Raw genomic sequence first — 16282 nt, 5'->3', positions numbered from 1 at the left:
TCAGAAGTTTTCTATTTTGCAAAGTGCCAAGTCTAAGAAACCGGGTTTCTGAGAAAATCTCGGTTGGTGACGACATATCTCGGAAGAAACCCGGTTTCTGTTAATTTTGCATTGGGTTTGAATTTCTTTTTTGCCGCAGCGGAATCTCGATCGCAAATTCGGAACCTTCCCCCAACACAGAATTGCAGGTAAGCTCGCCGCCGTGTTTTTCTACGACAATAGAGTGCGAAATCGCCAATCCTAAGCCTGTGCCTTTGCCGATGGGTTTTGTGGTAAAAAATGGGTCAAACAAGCGCAGCTTCACGTTTTCGCTCATCCCGGAGCCGGTGTCAGCTATCCGCATCGCCACGCTGTTATTGTCGGTTAGTTCGGTGCGGATCGTAATTGCGAGAATGTTGTCCGTGCGATCGGGTTTATTTATCTCCATTTCCACGGCGTCGATCGCGTTGCTCAACAAATTCATAAATACTTGATTTAACTGACCGGGATAACATTCAACTAAAGGTAAGTCACCGTATTCTTTGATAATATTAATTGGCGCGCGATCTGGTTTATTTTTCAGGCGGTTTTGCAAAATCATCAGCGTGCTTTCAATGCCTTCGTGAATGTCAACTTGCTTCATTTCGGCTTCGTCCAATCTTGAGAAAGTCCGCAGGCTCAAAACTATGTCGCGGATGCGATCGGCTCCGACTTTCATAGATGTGACAATTTTTGGTAAATCTTCCACAATATAATCAACTTCAAAGGCTTCTCTGGCATCTAAAATTTTGGGGCTAGGTTGCGGGTATTCTTGCTCGTAAAGTTGCAGCAGTTTTAGCAAGTTGTCAGTGTATTCGCTGGTGTAGCTGAGATTGCCGTAGATAAAGTTAACTGGGTTGTTGATTTCGTGGGCGACACCTGCTACTAACTGTCCCAAACTTGACATTTTTTCACTTTGAATTAATTGAGTTTGGGTTCGCTGGAGTTGGTGCAAAGTTTGTTCTAGCTGTTGGGTTTGAGCTTGAGCTAATCGAGCAGTTGTGCGGGTTCGATCGTAGAGTTCGGCGTGGTCGATCGCGATCGCAATTTGAGCGATCACCGCTTGCATCAGTTCGACTTCCGAGTCGCTCCAATTTCGCGCCGACAGAGCCTGATAGCAGGTAATCGCGCCAATATCGCCGGAAGCAGTGTGAATTGGTAGCGAGAGCACTGAGTTAACTTTGATTGCCTGGAAAGCTGCGCGCAATTCTGCATTTTCAAAAGTGCTGACATCATCTATTCGCAGAATTTCTCGGCGCAAAATTTGCTTGACTCCGGCACTAGATGTGTCCTCCACAATATAAGTACCTAGCAAACTTGGCAAATCTGGATTTTTGGCTTCACAAACTATGTCCCAAACCGGAGGATTGCTGTTGGGACGGTACCAAGTGAAGATGCACCAGTCTGGCTGCATTAAATTGCCAATTTCTTGGACGGCGGTTGCTAAAATTGTGTCTAAATCTAAAGAAATGCGGATTTGGTTGGCAATTTGATTCAGCAGTTGTTCTCTCTGAGCTTGCTGTCTGAGGGCTTGTTCCGATCGCACTAATGTTTCTTCTGCAAGGAAGCGATCGGTTAAATCTTGGACGACTGCTTGGATAATTTTTTCATTTCCAACTTCGATGATTGTCAGCACGACTTCTGCGGGAAAATCAGTACCGTCTGAGCGCTGGTGAACCCAATCAAAACGGTGGTTTCCGCGCTCAAAGGCGAGATCCATCATTTCGTCTGCCAAGCTCAAAGAATCTCTGCCGTTGGGTTGGAAAGCAGGCGACAGCAAGCCGGGATTTTTGCCGTACAACTGTTGCGGTGCGGTGCAGCCAAATAGTTTGAGGGTGGCGGTGTTGGCGTCGCAGATGCCATTTTCATATAACATCAAAACTGGCAAACTGGTTAGTTCGTAGAGCGATCGAAATTTGGCTTCCGACTGCTGCAATGCGGCTTCTGTTTGCTTGCGATTTGTGATGTCAGCAACCATTGCTAAAGAACCGACATAGCGCCCTTCTTTGTCTGGTAAGGGATTAGTAGAAGCCATCGTCCACAACTCGCTGCCATCTCGGCGGCGCAGCTTAAAATCTCGCTGTTCGCTAATTCCTTGACGGTGGAGGCTGAGATTGGCTTCGGCGATCGCAATGCCTTCTGCATCCATGAAATCAAATAGCGACTGCCCGATCGCATCCTCTACGGTGGTGCCTAGCATATCAGCCATTTTTTGGTTGACAAAAGTAGTTTTACCCTCCGCATCGATCATCCAAATTCCTTCATCTGCTGTTTCGACAATGCAGCGATATTTTTCTTCGCTTTCTCTGAGGGCTTCTTCTGCTAATTGGCGAGCGGTAATGTTTTGAGTCATTAGCAATCCACCGGTGATTTCTTGCCGTTCGTTTCTGACTGGCAAAGTATAAGCGAGGTAAATGCGATCGCCATAGGCAAATTCTGCAACAACAGTTTCTCCAGCCAGCGCCGCCCGATAATTTGGCTCGACAGCAGCGCAAAAATCCGGCTCGAATACTTCCGAGATTGTCTTGCCTTCCATCAACTCTTTAGAAAGCCCCACTGCTGCTAATTCTATACCTTCTACCAGGGTAAAGCGCATTTCGCGATCGAACAACATCACCGCACCGTTAGGAATGTTGCTTGCCATTGTGCGGTAGAGCTGTTCGCTTTTTTGGACGGCTGCTTCTGCAAGCTTGCGATCGCTAATGTCAATCACAACTGCACCCATGCCGATCGCCTCACCGTCTTTGTCTAGTAGAGGAAAATAAGAGGCTGTCATGTGTCGCATAATCCCCGGCTTTCTGGGATTTTTAGCGCTCATTTCGATGTTAATTAGGGGTTGCTTCGTTCTCAATATTTGTTCGTATAAAGGCTCTACCATTGGAGCGATATCCGGCCGTATTTCGCCTAAAGTCTTGCCAATGTGTTCTGCTGGAATCAGGCCATTTATTTCTGCTAGAAATTGATTAATTTGCACGTATCGCAGTTGCGAATCAAAAATGCAAATTCCTGCCGGCGCCTCCTGCAAAAAGGAATCAAAAAGTGCTTGTCTCTGTGCTAATTCTTGTTCTAAAGCTTTGCGATCGCTAATATCCCTGATGCAGCCCACACTCCCCAAAACTTCGCCACAAACGTCTTTAACTAGACAAACTGACAAGTGCGACCAGAAGTCTTCCCCCGACTTGCGGCTCATTCTGATTTCTAGTTCTGCCTCGCCTTTTTCAAATAGCGGATTCCCAACTAATTCTGATATTAATTTCCGCTGTTTCTGCGCGTAAATCAGACTAATATTTTGACCGATAACTTCAGTTGGATCGTACCCGTACAGCCTTTGAGCGCTTTTATTCCAACTGGTAATCAAGCCCTTCGCATCCGTGCAAATTACGGCTTCGCGAATTTGGTCGATAATCTGATTTTGCAGCCGCAGTTTCGAGTTTGCTTCTTCCAGTTCGGCGATTTTTTCTTGGAGTAGTTCCTGAGTTTTTGCCAGTTCGTCCGTCTGGTTTGCCAGCAATTTTTCTAGATGACAATTGCAGTGCGGCGGCGCTGATTCCAGCAGCTCGCTATTTTCAGGCTCCCAATTAACAACTTGTTCAGCACTCAACCAAATCGCCCACTCTCCGTCTGTTTCAATTGCCCGCTCCGAAACTCGCACGGTTACGAGATGGTTGTTTTTATGTTTGTATGCTGCGGAGCACGGGCCCGCGCACCTATTTTTTGTTGGAATTTCTAGATACTTGTCTGGGCGAGTACACTGTGTTTGCACAACTTCCCAGTAGTTGAGCTTGAGAGTTTCTGCAACTGTGCAGCCGATAATACTCGCAAAAGCTGGATTTACGTCGAGAAAAGTCCCGTCCGTCCGGCACAATGCCAACCCGAGCGGGGACAGTTCTAACAATTTGCTGTTGCTGCGATTGCTCCGGTCTTCTCCTAACTGGCTTTGCATCTGACCTAGCTGGGCTTGGGATAATTAATTATATCTTTATTATGTCGATTATCTGGTTTATTGGTGTGATTTTTATCACTCAGCAAAAAACAAGGAAGAAGGAAGTTCGGCAACGGATTTAACGGATTTAACGGATTTAACGGATAGATGTTGAGGTTCGAGGGCAGAAGGAAGAGGTTAGAGGTTAGAAGTTAGAGGGAAGTTCGGCAACTAGCAGTGTACGGAATTTAACGCTGAGCGGCTGAGGGAATAGACAGGGAAAAAGAGAGGATGGGGAAGGAAAAAGCAGTAAGAATGAACGGGAACGAGGAAACGGAAAATGAGAATAAACCCGAAAAATCCCAAAACAAGAAGTACAAAACTGCTACAAAGACCATGAATTTATACATGGCATATTCCCTTTTCGTTGTCGCATCTTCCCTCTTCTTTCTATCCGTTAGATAATCCGTTGCCGAACATCCTTCTATCCGTTACATCCGTTAAATAATCCGTTGCCGAACTTCCTTCAATTAATCGCGGGCGATACCTTCGGCTCGGGCGGCCAACTGCACTGCACCGGCGACAGCAGTGGCAACTCTTTCGTCAAAAACAGACGGTATAATGTGTTCTTTGTCAAGCTGTGAAGGGCTGACTAAAGAGGCGATCGCGTAAGCTGCACCCAAATACATACTGGTCGTAATCGTCGCAGCTTTGCAGTCCAAAGCACCTCGAAATATCCCCGGAAATGCCAAAACATTGTTAATTTGATTCGGGTAATCGCTGCGTCCGGTGGCGATTATCGCGGCATCCTCCATAATTAATTCTGGCTGAATTTCGGGAATGGGATTTGCCATGGCAAAAACGATCGGATTTTCGGCCATCGATCGCACCATCGATCGCGTGAGCACGCCGGGGGCGCTGACACCTAAAAATACATCCGCACCGGCGATCGCATCTTCCAAAGTACCGCCCGAAGCCACAGCAAATTCGAGTTTTTCTGGGTTCATATCCGTGCGATCTTTGGAAAGGACGCCTTTGGAGTCGCACATGATGATGTTTTCGGCACCTGCTTTGCGTAACAAGCGGGCGATCGCAACTCCCGCCGCACCGGCGCCGTTAATCACGATACACACTTCTGCCATTGTTTTTTTGACAAGTTTTAAGGCATTAATTAATGCTGCCAAACTGACAATCGCAGTTCCGTGCTGGTCGTCGTGAAAAATCGGAATATTTAAGGTTTCCCGCAATCTTGCTTCAATTTCAAAACAGCGGGGAGAAGAAATATCTTCGAGGTTAACTCCCCCAAAAACCGGAGCGATATTCTGCACTGTGCGAATAATTTCGTCTGTATCTTGGGTATTCAAACAGATAGGAAAAGCGTCTATTCCGGCAAATTCTTTAAATAGCATGGCTTTGCCTTCCATGACTGGGAGTGCGGCTTCCGGCCCGAGGTTTCCGAGTCCCAAAACTGCGCTACCGTCGGTAACAATGGCAACAGTATTTTGTTTGATTGTCAGGTTGTAAACTTGTTGGGGGTCATTGGCGATCGCAGTACAGATGCGGGCGACTCCTGGAGTGTAGGCCATTGCCAAATCTGACTGGCGTTTGAGGGAAATTTTGCTTTCTACGCTGATTTTACCGCCCCGGTGCAGGTTGAAAGTGCGATCGTACACGTCGATCACTTTGATATTCGGTAGCGCTTTCACTGCTTGCACTATTTCTTCGCTGTGCTCGGTGCTGTAAGCATCGACGGTGATATCGCGTACTGTAGTGGCGCGGGTTTGCTCGATTAAGTCGATTTGGCCGAAGTTGCCGCCCACAGATCCGATCGCGCTGGTGACGCTTGCTAGCATTCCCGGCTGGTTCGGCAGAGCAACGCGAATCGTTAAACTAAAGCTGGGGTTAGGTGTCAGTTTTACCATGATGGCTTGATTTGAGATTTGAGAATTGCAATTTTAGATTTTATCGCCAATGTTAGGCATAAAATTTAATAATTCAATTTTTCAACTGAAATTTTTAACAAGTTCTATGAGCCTGGGATGCGATCGCACTATATATCCCCGTAGAGTGCGTCAGTTTCCATGTGTTTAAATTTTGTCAAAACTTGAGACTGACGCACCCTACTAACTATATATCTGCGTAGGGTGCGTCAGTTTCAAGGTCTTTTAACTGAAGCGAAACTACGGACTGACGCACTCTACTAACTATATATCTGCTCGTCGCCAAAATTTCGTAGAAACCGGGTTTCTGATGTGAGCGTGCGATCGCAAATTCTCTATTTTTACAAAATTTTCTGCTCGCTGCAAACTTAATTAATATGAAGCAAAACTCTATTTTTCAGCGCTCAGTAAATCCACCTGACGCAACATAAAATATCTATCGCTAAAAAGCTTACTGTGTATATCTTCTTCCTTATTCCCTTTTCCTTACTTCCCTCGAACCCTCTTCCTTCTCTCAACTGTCAACTGTCAACTGTCAGTAGATGCACGGCTGCTTAAGCCGGCAGGTAAAAATCGGATCGACTGACAAGGGGGCATGAATGTATATTAATTTTGCCTGCTTGTTTAACACTCTTCGATAGCGAGTGCAACCTTGCTTTCGATCGAATTACCTGCACGCTTTGCCCTGTTAATTCCAGCGACTGTTACTAATAGGCAATATATCCCGCGCCGGCAGAGGCACAGGTTCAGTCAAGCACAGCGAGTTGCTGGTTGCTAACTGTCAATTTTAGCGATCGCTCGCAGCATCAGCACACATAATTGTAAAGAATTTGCAAGCGAGACAATCGGCGGGAACTTTTTCTAAGCTTTGCAGATCTACTGGTTGCTCGGCCTCGCTGCCGGGGGGAACGATGCAGAGGGCAACTTGTCCGACTCCAGCCATGAGTTCGGCAACTCGCTCTAAAATGTTGTCGATTTTGCCAATTAGTTGCTCTGCTGCATCCAGACTCGGCGCGATAATGAAAAAGGTTTTGACTCCCTCGGGACAAGGGGCGAAGCCGAGGGTGCACTCGCGTAATAATGCTTGAGTCGAAAGACTCAGAGGGTCATCGAAGCGATCGATTACTGCTTGATAAAAGGCTATGGTCAGAGAACGATCGCCAAAAACAGGTTGAGATAACATAACTACTTCCTTCCGTAGAATTTTGGGGAGCATTAAAAAAATATTAACATACCTTAATGTAACTGATTTAAATAAATTATCTAGCGATCGCGATCGTTGACTAGATGTGATCTTTTTGGATTTGTGTAGCGATCGCAACTGTGATAAAATATCATCTGTGCTAGCACGGTCAGTGATTTCGACTGCATCAGCACCTAAAAGCTAAGCACACAAAATTTTCTAGAGATTCGGGAAGAAGGGGAAAGGGGGAGAGGAAAATTATATAAGTTGTTAGAGGATTATTGGCACAAAGTGCTCGATGTAGAGTTTAAAATAAACATCCAATCAAAATATAAAAGATGAACTCGATCGCCCAACAGTTAAAAACAAGATTTGAAAAAGCCTTCACCTCCGCATTCGGTGAGAGTTATGCCGATACCGATCTGATGCTAGCGCCTGCGGGTAATCCCAAGTTTGGGGACTTTCAGTGCAACGCGGCGATGAGTTTGGGGAAAAAGTTAGGTAAGCCACCGCGGGCGATCGCGCAAACCATCATCGAAAATCTAGATATTGCCGACATCTGCGAAACCCCAGAAATCGCGGGCCCCGGTTTTATCAATTTGAAGCTGAAACCAGCTTATTTGGAAGCGCAGATAAGCGCGATCGCCGCCGACACCCGTTTGGGGATTTCACTGACAGAAGCACCTCAAAGAATCGCGATCGACTTTTCGAGCCCCAACATCGCCAAAGAAATGCACGTCGGACACTTGCGATCGACAATCATCGGAGATGCGATCGCCCGCATCCTCGAATTTCAAGGCCACGACGTACTCAGAATCAACCACATCGGCGACTGGGGCACCCAATTCGGAATGCTAATCGCCTACTTGCGCGAAGTTCACCCCGAAGCATTAACAACCGCAGACGCCCTAGACTTAGGAGATTTAGTCGCATTTTACCGCCAAGCAAAACAGCGCTTCGACACAGACGAAACCTTCAAAGAAACCGCCCGCCAAGAAGTAGTAAAACTGCAAGCAGGCGCCGAAGACACCCGCCGCGCCTGGAAACTGCTGTGCGATCAATCCCGGCGGGAATTTCAAGTAATCTACGACTTACTAGACATCCAACTAACCGAACGCGGCGAATCATTTTACAATCCATTATTAGCAGCAGTAGTCGAAGATTTAACCAGTCTCGGTTTGCTAGTAGAAAGTGACGGTGCAAAATGCGTTTTTGTAGATGGTTTCACCAACAAAGAAGGCGAACCATTGCCGCTAATTGTCCAAAAAACTGATGGTGGCTACAACTACGCCACCACCGATTTAGCCGCCATCCGCTACCGAATCAAAGAAGACGGTGCAAAACGCATAATTTACGTCACCGATTCAGGACAAGCCAACCATTTTGCTCAAGTATTTGCAGTCGCCAGAAAAGCCAATTGGATTCCTGACAATGTGGAAATTGTTCATGTTCCCTTCGGTTTGGTATGCGGAGAGGATGGGAAAAGACTAAAAACTCGTTCTGGGGATGCAGTGCGGTTGCAAGATTTGCTCGATGAGGCGATCGTCCGCACCCGCCAAGATTTAGAAGATAGACTAAAAGCAGAAGAAAGACACGAAACAGAAGAATTTATTGCCAACGTATCTCGAACAGTTGGTTTGAGTGCCGTCAAGTATGCCGACTTAAGTCAAAACCGCGCCAGCAACTATATTTTCAGTTACGACAAAATGCTCGCATTGCAAGGAAATACCGCACCATATATGCTCTATGCTTACGTGCGCGTCCAGGGAATTCGCCGCAAAGGAGAGATTGATTTTGACAATTTAGATGCTGGTGCGAAAGTGATTTTGCAGTCAGATGCCGAGTTGGTATTGGCAAAGCATTTATTGCAGTTCAATGAAGTTGTGAATGCTGTTAGCGGCGATTTGTTGCCGAATCGAATTTGTCAGTATTTGTTTGAATTAAGTCAAAAGTTCAATCAATTTTTTGAGCAGTGTCCGGTTTTGAAAGCCGATGAACCGTTGCGGACTTCGCGGCTAATTTTGTGCGATTTGACGGCGAGGAGTTTGAAGTTGGGTTTAGGATTGTTGGGAATTCAGGTGTTAGAGAGAATGTGATGCTTTAACTCTTGTGAAACAGTCAAGATTCCAGGCGATGTAGGGGCGGGTTCGCTAACAATAATTGCCTGAAACCAACCATCTCGAAAACCCGCCCCGGCCTGATTACTAGAAAAAACGTTCATAATCATCGTGGTTCCCAATCCAAAACCATGTCACGGTATCTCCTTGTAAAATGCCCACTGATCGATGGCTCCGCGTGATTCTCGCAGACCAGATATTTTCTTCTTGGTTGATACACTTAAAGTGCAAAGATGGATAAAAGGGATTTTCAAGCCACAAACGATAAGCTTTTCTAGCTTGCTCTTTTACTCTACTGTCAAGAGAATTGTAGTTTTCCCAAAAGGAAGGGAGGGTGGCAGATTTCATAGCTCATTCAGTTTCATTTCCCGTGCCTTTCCTTCCGCAATTTCTTTTTTTGCGCGTTGGGCGGCAGCCACAAGTTGCGGTTGCGTTTTTTTGAAAGATTCTTCCCATTGAAGTTCCTCTTTTAAGTCTGCGATATACTCTTTCAAGTATTCTGCTACTTGCTGTTGTAAAGTTTCTGGCAGAGATTCCATCATCTCTATCGCTGCATCAATTCCTTCCCACAGTTCAGATACAGGTCTAGTTTTTCCTGTCTTTATTTCCAACCATGCTTGTCGAAAACTTTCTTCGGGAGATGGGAGTACCTCTTCATCTTCGTTAGCAAGAACGATGATGCGAACTCGGCGTCCAGAAAATTTTGCTGATTGGGCGAGAATTTCTTCCCACGTTCCCTCTAGTTCTAACACTTGTGCTGTCATTGTTTTGATGAAATTGTGACTAAGTTTATTTTAGCATAGGAAGAACTGCGCTCTAGTACAATGACAGTAGCTTAAGGAATTATGGAGAAGAATTTAGAATTACTTTAATACCTTTTTCCAATCTCTTAATTTCAGTCCATTGCGAATCAATCCAGGCTCTTTCAGCCTGACGTTGTGCAGGTGTTTCTTGCTGATATCTATCTTGCTTTTCGAGAAATTTATTGTAAAATCTCAGGGCTTTAACTAAAGCTCTACTTCCATGGTATAATCTGTCATCAACAAATTGAATTAATGAAATTATCAATCGCGGTTGAAACCTCCTTTTTAAATTTTACAACCTCTTCCCAAAAAAGATCGCCTAAACGGTATTTGGATAAATTATCCAGAGCCGAAATAAGTTCAGACCTCAGTGATTTGGTGTTCTCAGGCAAGTAAACTGTCGGCTGCTCAAATTTATTTGCTATCTCGCTAAAAGTTAAATTCATCTGATGATTCAACACATCTTTTGTCTGCTTATCTAAATTTTGGAAATACTGGGTAAGCACTTTTAAGTTAATCGTGCTAAGGTCTTGATAAACCAGATCCAGGCTGCGCTTAATGATTTGTTCAATTTCCCTACAAACAAGATTCATAACGATGGGAATATCTTTAATAAAATTATCTTTTTCTCCCCAGCCAATTCCTTTTTTTTGTTTCTTGGCTGCATCAATAAACCACTTCTGTTTAACGCGGACATCAAATATTTTATCCCAATAATCTTGAGATTCATCAATCGCGGCATTTTGACATTTACGACCTAGTTCATTGATTCTGACATGACAGCCGCTCAGTTCCCCAAGCTGTTGCCATATTTCCTGTTTTGAAGCTTGGATAATCCCAATTTTGCAAGTCCAAACGTCTTCAGCGCGATCGATATCGTTTCGGCATTTTTGCACAACTTTTTCAAGTCTGGTGGCTGATTCCCTCAATTCATCAAACCCAGGCTGGACAGACTTAATTACGGTTGTAGCAGATTCCTTGATTTCTAAAGATTTATCATCATCCGCCGCGACGAGAGCCGCATATTGGGCGATGTTCTGAAATGCTTTCATGAATTCGTTCATTTAAGTAATTCCACTTTGGACTGACAGAGTTAACCATAATCATATAATATATTATAATGTGTAACATTAATCGCTAGTCAGGTAAAAAAATATGGTTTTTGTGTTTCCTCCTCACATACAGGCTGGTATCATCTCCGGCACTTATGAAGTCGTGAAGAATAGTGCAGGAGTATTATTGGGAATAGCTAGAGACAGGGCAACAGGTCACTTTGTAGGTTCGGCAATTGGTATGGTTGCCGAGCCTTTGTTAGCTATTCCAGATTTTGTATTGGGTGTAGCGCAAATGGTTCAAACCGATCGGGGTTTTAAAGAAATTGACAAAAAATTAGATGTGATTCAGTATGGCTTAACATCTCTCTCGGCTAATGTGGGCATTCTGTCAGCATCTACTGCCGTCATTGGTGTCGGTGTAGTGGCCATAGCTGCAATGTCAGCCGTTAACCTTCATCAGACCTTGAAAATGAGGGAAGATATTAAGGAATTGAAGCTAACAGTTACACACGGCTTTATCAGTATAGAAGCACTGCTGAAAGACCATAAAGCAGATGTTATTGCTGAAATAAAACTGTTAGCTAAAAGCATTAATTTTGAGCACCATCGTTTAATCTTAAGTCAAGCTTATGGGAAATTTGCGATGGCACAGAAACTAATTCAAAGTGCTTTATTAATGAAAGATAAACATACCAAAAATTCTACCTTAACAAGCGCACAACACATTTTAGCTACTGCTTTAGCTGACTATAATAATCCTGAATTATTCAAAGCCACTTGTGCAGTGGGCTATCTTCGTAGAGTTGAATGTGCTTGGGCAATTGAGCAGACAATTTCATTAACTTATCAATTGCTGAACGAGCCTGCGTCTGTAAGTAATTCCCTTTCCCACCTCCAAGAAAGAATACGCCAAGACATTCTCACTGTGATTGAGCGCTGCACAAAAGATGAAATTGATTTTATATTTCCAGAAATCACACGGATTTATAATCAGGATCTAGTAGTTTTGAACTCTTGGCAAAATCAGGTAGATTGGATGCTAAGTTTATCGGCGGATGAGCGTAAACAATTGGCTAGTTTAAATATGGAAACGACACCAGTTTCAACCACTAAAGAAGAAGTTGGTATACTAGCAGAACCAGCAGAAATTGCGCTCTACCAAAACTTGCAACAAAAATCTCACTTCAAATCGCTACTGGATCAATTACGATTTTTGATCAAACCTAGCTTGCGTCAACAACACGAATCTTATATCAGTCAAAAAGCCAATACCTCTGGCTATAAAGCTTTAGCCCCCTCAAGTTGGCAAGAAATCAATGATTTAACTGTTGCTAATCTTTACTGGTATTTTCAAAGCATGGAGTGAAGTTTAAAATATATAGGTTGGGTTGAGTTTCTCGTTACTCAACTCTTCATTTCAAATAAGGTGTTTTGTTGACAATCAAGCTCTCCAAGATGTCTTTAAACATTGTTACCGCAATTTTGCGATCGTTATCTCTTACAAAAATCTCAAAATTAGGACTCGAATTAATTTCAATTAACCAATATTCCCCATTTGTATCTAAGGCAATATCAAACCCGCCGTAATTAATCCGAATCTCTTCAAAAACAGGGCGAACAAAATTTTCAATTTCCGAAAGTATCTCTAAATCGGTAATATGCTTGGCTTTGGCACCCTCCCAGTGCAGCGGGCTTAAATTTCCCGCAAATTTAGCATCTGATTTGTCTTTTTCATACAGCAAAACCAGCTTTTGATTAAAGAAAACCGCCCGATATTCGTGTCGGACATCAATATAGTCTTGAGCTAGGCAAACATAGTCATAATCTTTGCTGTTGACATTAAATACAATTTCAATCGCGGCTTGAACTTGCTCCTTCGTTTCACAAAGCAATACATTGTTTCCCGCCGAACCGCGATTTCTTTTCACAATCACAGGGAGGGAAAATGTTTTGCTCACTTCGGCTGCAATTTCTTCGCAATTTTTAAACTCTAAATATTTGTAATACTTTTCCTCGCAAAAAGGCGAGAGAAATCCTAGAGTTTGAGGAGTTTTAATCTTGCCTTTCAGCAAGTGATAGGTATATTCTTTATCTTTAAATATGTGTACGATTTGCTCGTTGTTAAACGGCATACTGAAATTAACAAAGTAATAATCCTCACCGTTCAGTTTGATTCTCACTAAGTTTTGGTTGGGCGCGAGGATTTCATAACTGATATTTAACTCTTGACAAGCTTCCAGAACCAAACTGATATTTGTCTGCATAATTTGCACAGTATATTTGTTTATGACTTGCGCGCGCCGCTCCAGAAACCGGGTTTCTTTGTCTATTTCTCGTCACTCAACGTAAAAATCGTAGAAACCCGGTTTCTAGCCACCATGGGTAATTCATGTTTTTTTTCAATCATACTGTACCACAGGAGGAAGCAATCAGACCAAAAGGGCGATCGCTCGATTGCTCAACAACGCTATACCCCCTCATGCTGCTACTGCTTCATCCGAGGCAATCTGTTCTGGCAAAACATAAAAATCTACATCAATTTCCGCATTCAATTGATGTACCTTTTCAACGATACTTTTCTCAAAATGAATCGCTGGGATGCTGCCACTTCTGTAATAAATGACGCAAGCAATCTCCGCAGCATAAAACTTGCATAACTCTCGCAAAGGACTCCACCCAGGCTGAAGCTGTTCTAAAACCGAATTAATGTGTTCTTCTAAGTCGGCAGATTTTTCAATTTTAGAATACACACTCCAACCATTTTCTTTGTGCCGTCTAGTACCCCGGGCACTAATTAAGTCCCCTTTCCTCCAACTTTCAGTTGGATTGATGCTTACCTTGGCAGTCACTTCGTCGGGATCGAATTCCATTCCAGTCAACATAAAGTAAGCGTAAATTTCTGACTCCATCTGCCCGCTCCTCTTTGATTAATTAAAAATCATTAATATTCAAATCAGTGAATTCACCTGTTCCAATACCACCTTTAGGTTTAACATAAATATTTCCTTCTGTGTCTTTGTAGAGATCTCTTTTTGAAGCATTCCGTTTACCTTTGAGTAGATGAATATTTTCACCCCCTTTTTGAAGCCTCTCAATCTCATCAATAGTTAGCAGCTTGTCTTGTCTCCAGTTTCGCTCTTCTTCAGTATTCTCTAAATCTGTTTCCGTCATTCCTCACACCCTCAAAAGATGATAGAGATTTGAAATAAACTCTCAAATCCCATCAAATTCTATCCAAATAGCCGCTGCTGCCCGTTTGCCGCCTCTTTCCCGGCATAAATCTCGCGCGTTCCCTTAGGAATGTAAATCCAACCAAACTCTTGCAAGCGGTTTGTCAAATTGGAAATGCTCACTCCCAATTCATCTCTCATTTTGTATAAATGCGACCACTTTGTTAAATCCCGTCCCTGTCTTTTATCTTCCAAAATACATCGGGGCATTAACAAGCAGCTTGCGAAATATTGGGCTTGCCATTCGATCGACAAAACCTTATTATCCGCACCCGCGCCCCGACAAACAAACGCTTCCTCGACATCCTGGGCGGTTTTTTCTGTATTGCCGAGGTTGAGTTCCAACTGTTTCACAGTCCCGTCTGCTTCGTCTTGATTGACGTGCAGCACCCAATGGCCGATTTCGTGGGCGATCGTCGATTCGATGAACCCCGGCGGTTTTTCGAGAATCAATTCGTTGATTTCGATTAACCGCTGCTGGGGCAAAATCCTCGCGGCGATCGCACCTTCTGCATCGGGCTCAATGCAGTCCCAGACTACGCCCAAATCGAGAAAATCAGCCACCGTTGTCGCTTCAAAAGGCCATTTCGGAGCAAAATTTTGCGTTTTCTGCATCTGCATTAGGATGTCCGAAGCCAAACGCTCGATCGATTCTTTGGGATAGAAGCAATACGGTTTAAAAATACTCACTGTGATAGGCCTCTGTTACGCTTCAAAAGATTGTTTGAGCCAATCTGGATTTTCTTGCATCCGCCGGAAAAGAGCCTGCATTTCCTTCGGATTCTGCTTCAGCAGCGCTTCGTACTGCTGAGGCAGTCTCCCCGCCAGAAAAATCAATTCCTCTTCGTTGATGTCGAGATTCCGCGCCAATGCTCGGATTACATCTTCTTTTGGCGCATAATCGGCGCGATCGTTCTCCAACTTCGACAAATAAGTAAAATCCACACTTAACATACCAGCTAGCTCACGTTGTGAGTAAGCTTTGTCCTTGCGAGCTTGACGGATCAGTCTTCCAAATGTTTGTTCCACGGTTTTTCGCCTCCTGACAGGCATTCTAGCCTGTTTTGATGAAAAGTTCAACAAAATACTTGACGGGAAAATCAACCCGCGCTACCATGAGGTTAGTTGACGCTTTAATCAACCTAATTAACCGCACGGGTATGGTTGAAGGTGCAAATTATCCCAGCAGAAACGCTAGATATAGCGCCATTAACTTTAGACGAGCGATCGGCGGTGGGCGTCAAAACCCTTGTACGCAGCAAATTAAGGAGGAACAGATAGCAAATGCTGAGAACCTGGACAGACACGCATTACAAGCTCGAAGACGATGACTGGCTATACATCGCCACCCACGAAGAACAAAGCTCGGCCTCGCTGGTTTGTCCGGGCTACGCGCGGGATGGCGAAGGCTTCAGCATCCACTTCACCCCAGCGCACTTAGAAACCTTAGAGCATTTGCTCACCGCGCTGCGGATTATTCAAGCTCAACAAGAGGCGATGCTTGAGTATACCTATCCAGAACCAAAAGCGACAACACATCTCATTCGGTAATCAATCGAAGGAAGTTCGGCAACGGATTATGTAACGGATTTAACGGATTACTAATGGCCGATTCCAAATTACAAATTACCGATTCCAACTTGTCAGAAAATAAATCAATAACCTAGGAAAAACGAACAATGACTACCACAAAAGAAAGACCTACATTTTCAGTATTTGGTGCCAAACCTAGCAATGCTTTGCTAGTACCAGAAATCCCGATCGCCGTTCGCAACAATTGCCAAAGTGGCCAATGGGCGATCGGCGACACAGATTACGGTTCCAAGTGTTCGATCACCATCCTCAAATTTGCCAAATTCTTCGGTTCCCTCGGTCAAACTTCCCATACACTTTGGGGTCAACTTTGGTTCGTCGCAGTGCGGTTCGTTTAACCTAAAATAAGCCTAAAAGCTTATGGGACGGTTAGCCTAGCTGCTCAGGCAGTTAGTGACAACTGATTACATTTATAGGTGAG

14 protein-coding genes and 1 pseudogene are annotated in these 16282 nt (G+C 44.1%); 5 read left to right on the top strand and 10 right to left on the bottom strand.

Translation table 11 applies throughout. The features are described from left to right. Positions 1–100: 100 nt before the first annotated feature. The 3 genes from JGK39_RS27550 to JGK39_RS27540 form a co-directional block, all read right to left on the bottom strand. Positions 101–3961 carry a PAS domain S-box protein gene (locus JGK39_RS27550; RefSeq protein WP_293256885.1) on the bottom strand — a complete coding sequence of 1287 codons (3861 nt, stop codon included), beginning with the start codon at positions 3959–3961 and terminating at the stop codon, positions 101–103. Between the two features lie 509 nt (positions 3962–4470). Next, positions 4471–5862 carry a malic enzyme-like NAD(P)-binding protein gene (locus JGK39_RS27545; RefSeq protein WP_293256888.1) on the bottom strand — a complete coding sequence of 464 codons (1392 nt, stop codon included), beginning with the start codon at positions 5860–5862 and terminating at the stop codon, positions 4471–4473. 805 nt (positions 5863–6667) lie between these two features. Then, on the bottom strand, positions 6668–7063 hold the full coding sequence (locus tag JGK39_RS27540) for a hypothetical protein (protein ID WP_293256891.1): 396 nt from the start codon (positions 7061–7063) through the stop codon (positions 6668–6670). Positions 7064–7401: 338 nt separating this feature from the next. Between JGK39_RS27540 and argS the strand changes: the two genes are divergently transcribed. Next, entirely contained in the window at positions 7402–9159 is a 1758-nt protein-coding gene (gene argS, locus JGK39_RS27535; protein WP_293256894.1) for an arginine--tRNA ligase, read from the top strand. A gap of 365 nt (positions 9160–9524) precedes the next feature. Here argS and JGK39_RS27530 read toward each other — a convergent pair whose 3' ends face one another. Both JGK39_RS27530 and JGK39_RS27525 read right to left on the bottom strand, forming a co-directional pair. After that, on the bottom strand, positions 9525–9944 hold the full coding sequence (locus tag JGK39_RS27530) for a hypothetical protein (protein WP_293256897.1): 420 nt from the start codon (positions 9942–9944) through the stop codon (positions 9525–9527). Positions 9945–10219: 275 nt separating this feature from the next. Continuing rightward, entirely contained in the window at positions 10220–11047 is an 828-nt protein-coding gene (locus JGK39_RS27525) for a hypothetical protein (RefSeq protein WP_293256900.1), read from the bottom strand. A 91-nt stretch (positions 11048–11138) separates the two neighbouring features. On the opposite strand from JGK39_RS27525, the gene JGK39_RS27520 reads away from it, so the two are divergent. Then, on the top strand, positions 11139–12404 hold the full coding sequence (locus tag JGK39_RS27520) for a hypothetical protein (protein WP_293256903.1): 1266 nt from the start codon (positions 11139–11141) through the stop codon (positions 12402–12404). A gap of 46 nt (positions 12405–12450) precedes the next feature. On the opposite strand, the gene JGK39_RS27515 is transcribed toward JGK39_RS27520, so the two are convergent. From JGK39_RS27515 to JGK39_RS27495, 5 genes are all read right to left on the bottom strand, one after another. Then, positions 12451–13302, bottom strand: a complete 852-nt coding sequence (locus JGK39_RS27515) for a YheC/YheD family protein (protein WP_293256906.1) — start codon at positions 13300–13302, stop codon at positions 12451–12453. Between the two features lie 213 nt (positions 13303–13515). After that, a complete protein-coding gene (locus tag JGK39_RS27510; RefSeq protein ID WP_293256909.1) occupies positions 13516–13947 on the bottom strand; it encodes a DUF4279 domain-containing protein in 432 nt (143 codons plus the stop codon). 22 nt (positions 13948–13969) lie between these two features. Next, positions 13970–14209 carry a polymorphic toxin type 33 domain-containing protein gene (locus JGK39_RS27505; RefSeq protein WP_293175323.1) on the bottom strand — a complete coding sequence of 80 codons (240 nt, stop codon included), beginning with the start codon at positions 14207–14209 and terminating at the stop codon, positions 13970–13972. Between the two features lie 59 nt (positions 14210–14268). Next, positions 14269–14958, bottom strand: a complete 690-nt coding sequence (locus tag JGK39_RS27500) for an ImmA/IrrE family metallo-endopeptidase (protein ID WP_293262726.1) — start codon at positions 14956–14958, stop codon at positions 14269–14271. A 15-nt stretch (positions 14959–14973) separates the two neighbouring features. Further along, positions 14974–15297: a helix-turn-helix transcriptional regulator gene (locus tag JGK39_RS27495; protein ID WP_293262723.1), complete on the bottom strand. Its 324-nt coding sequence runs from the start codon at positions 15295–15297 to the stop codon at positions 14974–14976. A gap of 38 nt (positions 15298–15335) precedes the next feature. Here JGK39_RS27495 and JGK39_RS27490 point away from each other — a divergent pair, with 38 nt between their 5' ends. From JGK39_RS27490 to JGK39_RS27480, 3 genes and pseudogenes are all read left to right on the top strand, one after another. Then, complete coding sequence (locus JGK39_RS27490; protein ID WP_293298069.1) at positions 15336–15599, top strand: hypothetical protein; 264 nt, start codon at positions 15336–15338, stop codon at positions 15597–15599. Then, positions 15553–15819, top strand: coding sequence for a hypothetical protein (locus tag JGK39_RS27485; RefSeq protein ID WP_265234661.1), 267 nt, complete (start codon positions 15553–15555; stop codon positions 15817–15819). Before JGK39_RS27490 ends, JGK39_RS27485 begins: the two co-directional genes overlap by 47 nt. 128 nt (positions 15820–15947) lie before the next feature. After that, a pseudogene (locus JGK39_RS27480) lies at positions 15948–16184 on the top strand (hypothetical protein); the annotation flags it as partial. Positions 16185–16282: the final 98 nt, after the last annotated feature.

Origin of the sequence: Microcoleus sp. PH2017_12_PCY_D_A (assembly GCF_020738565.1) — a bacterium.
Classification (GTDB): domain Bacteria; phylum Cyanobacteriota; class Cyanobacteriia; order Cyanobacteriales; family Microcoleaceae; genus Microcoleus.
This window is presented reverse-complemented; position numbering and strand designations above follow the sequence as displayed.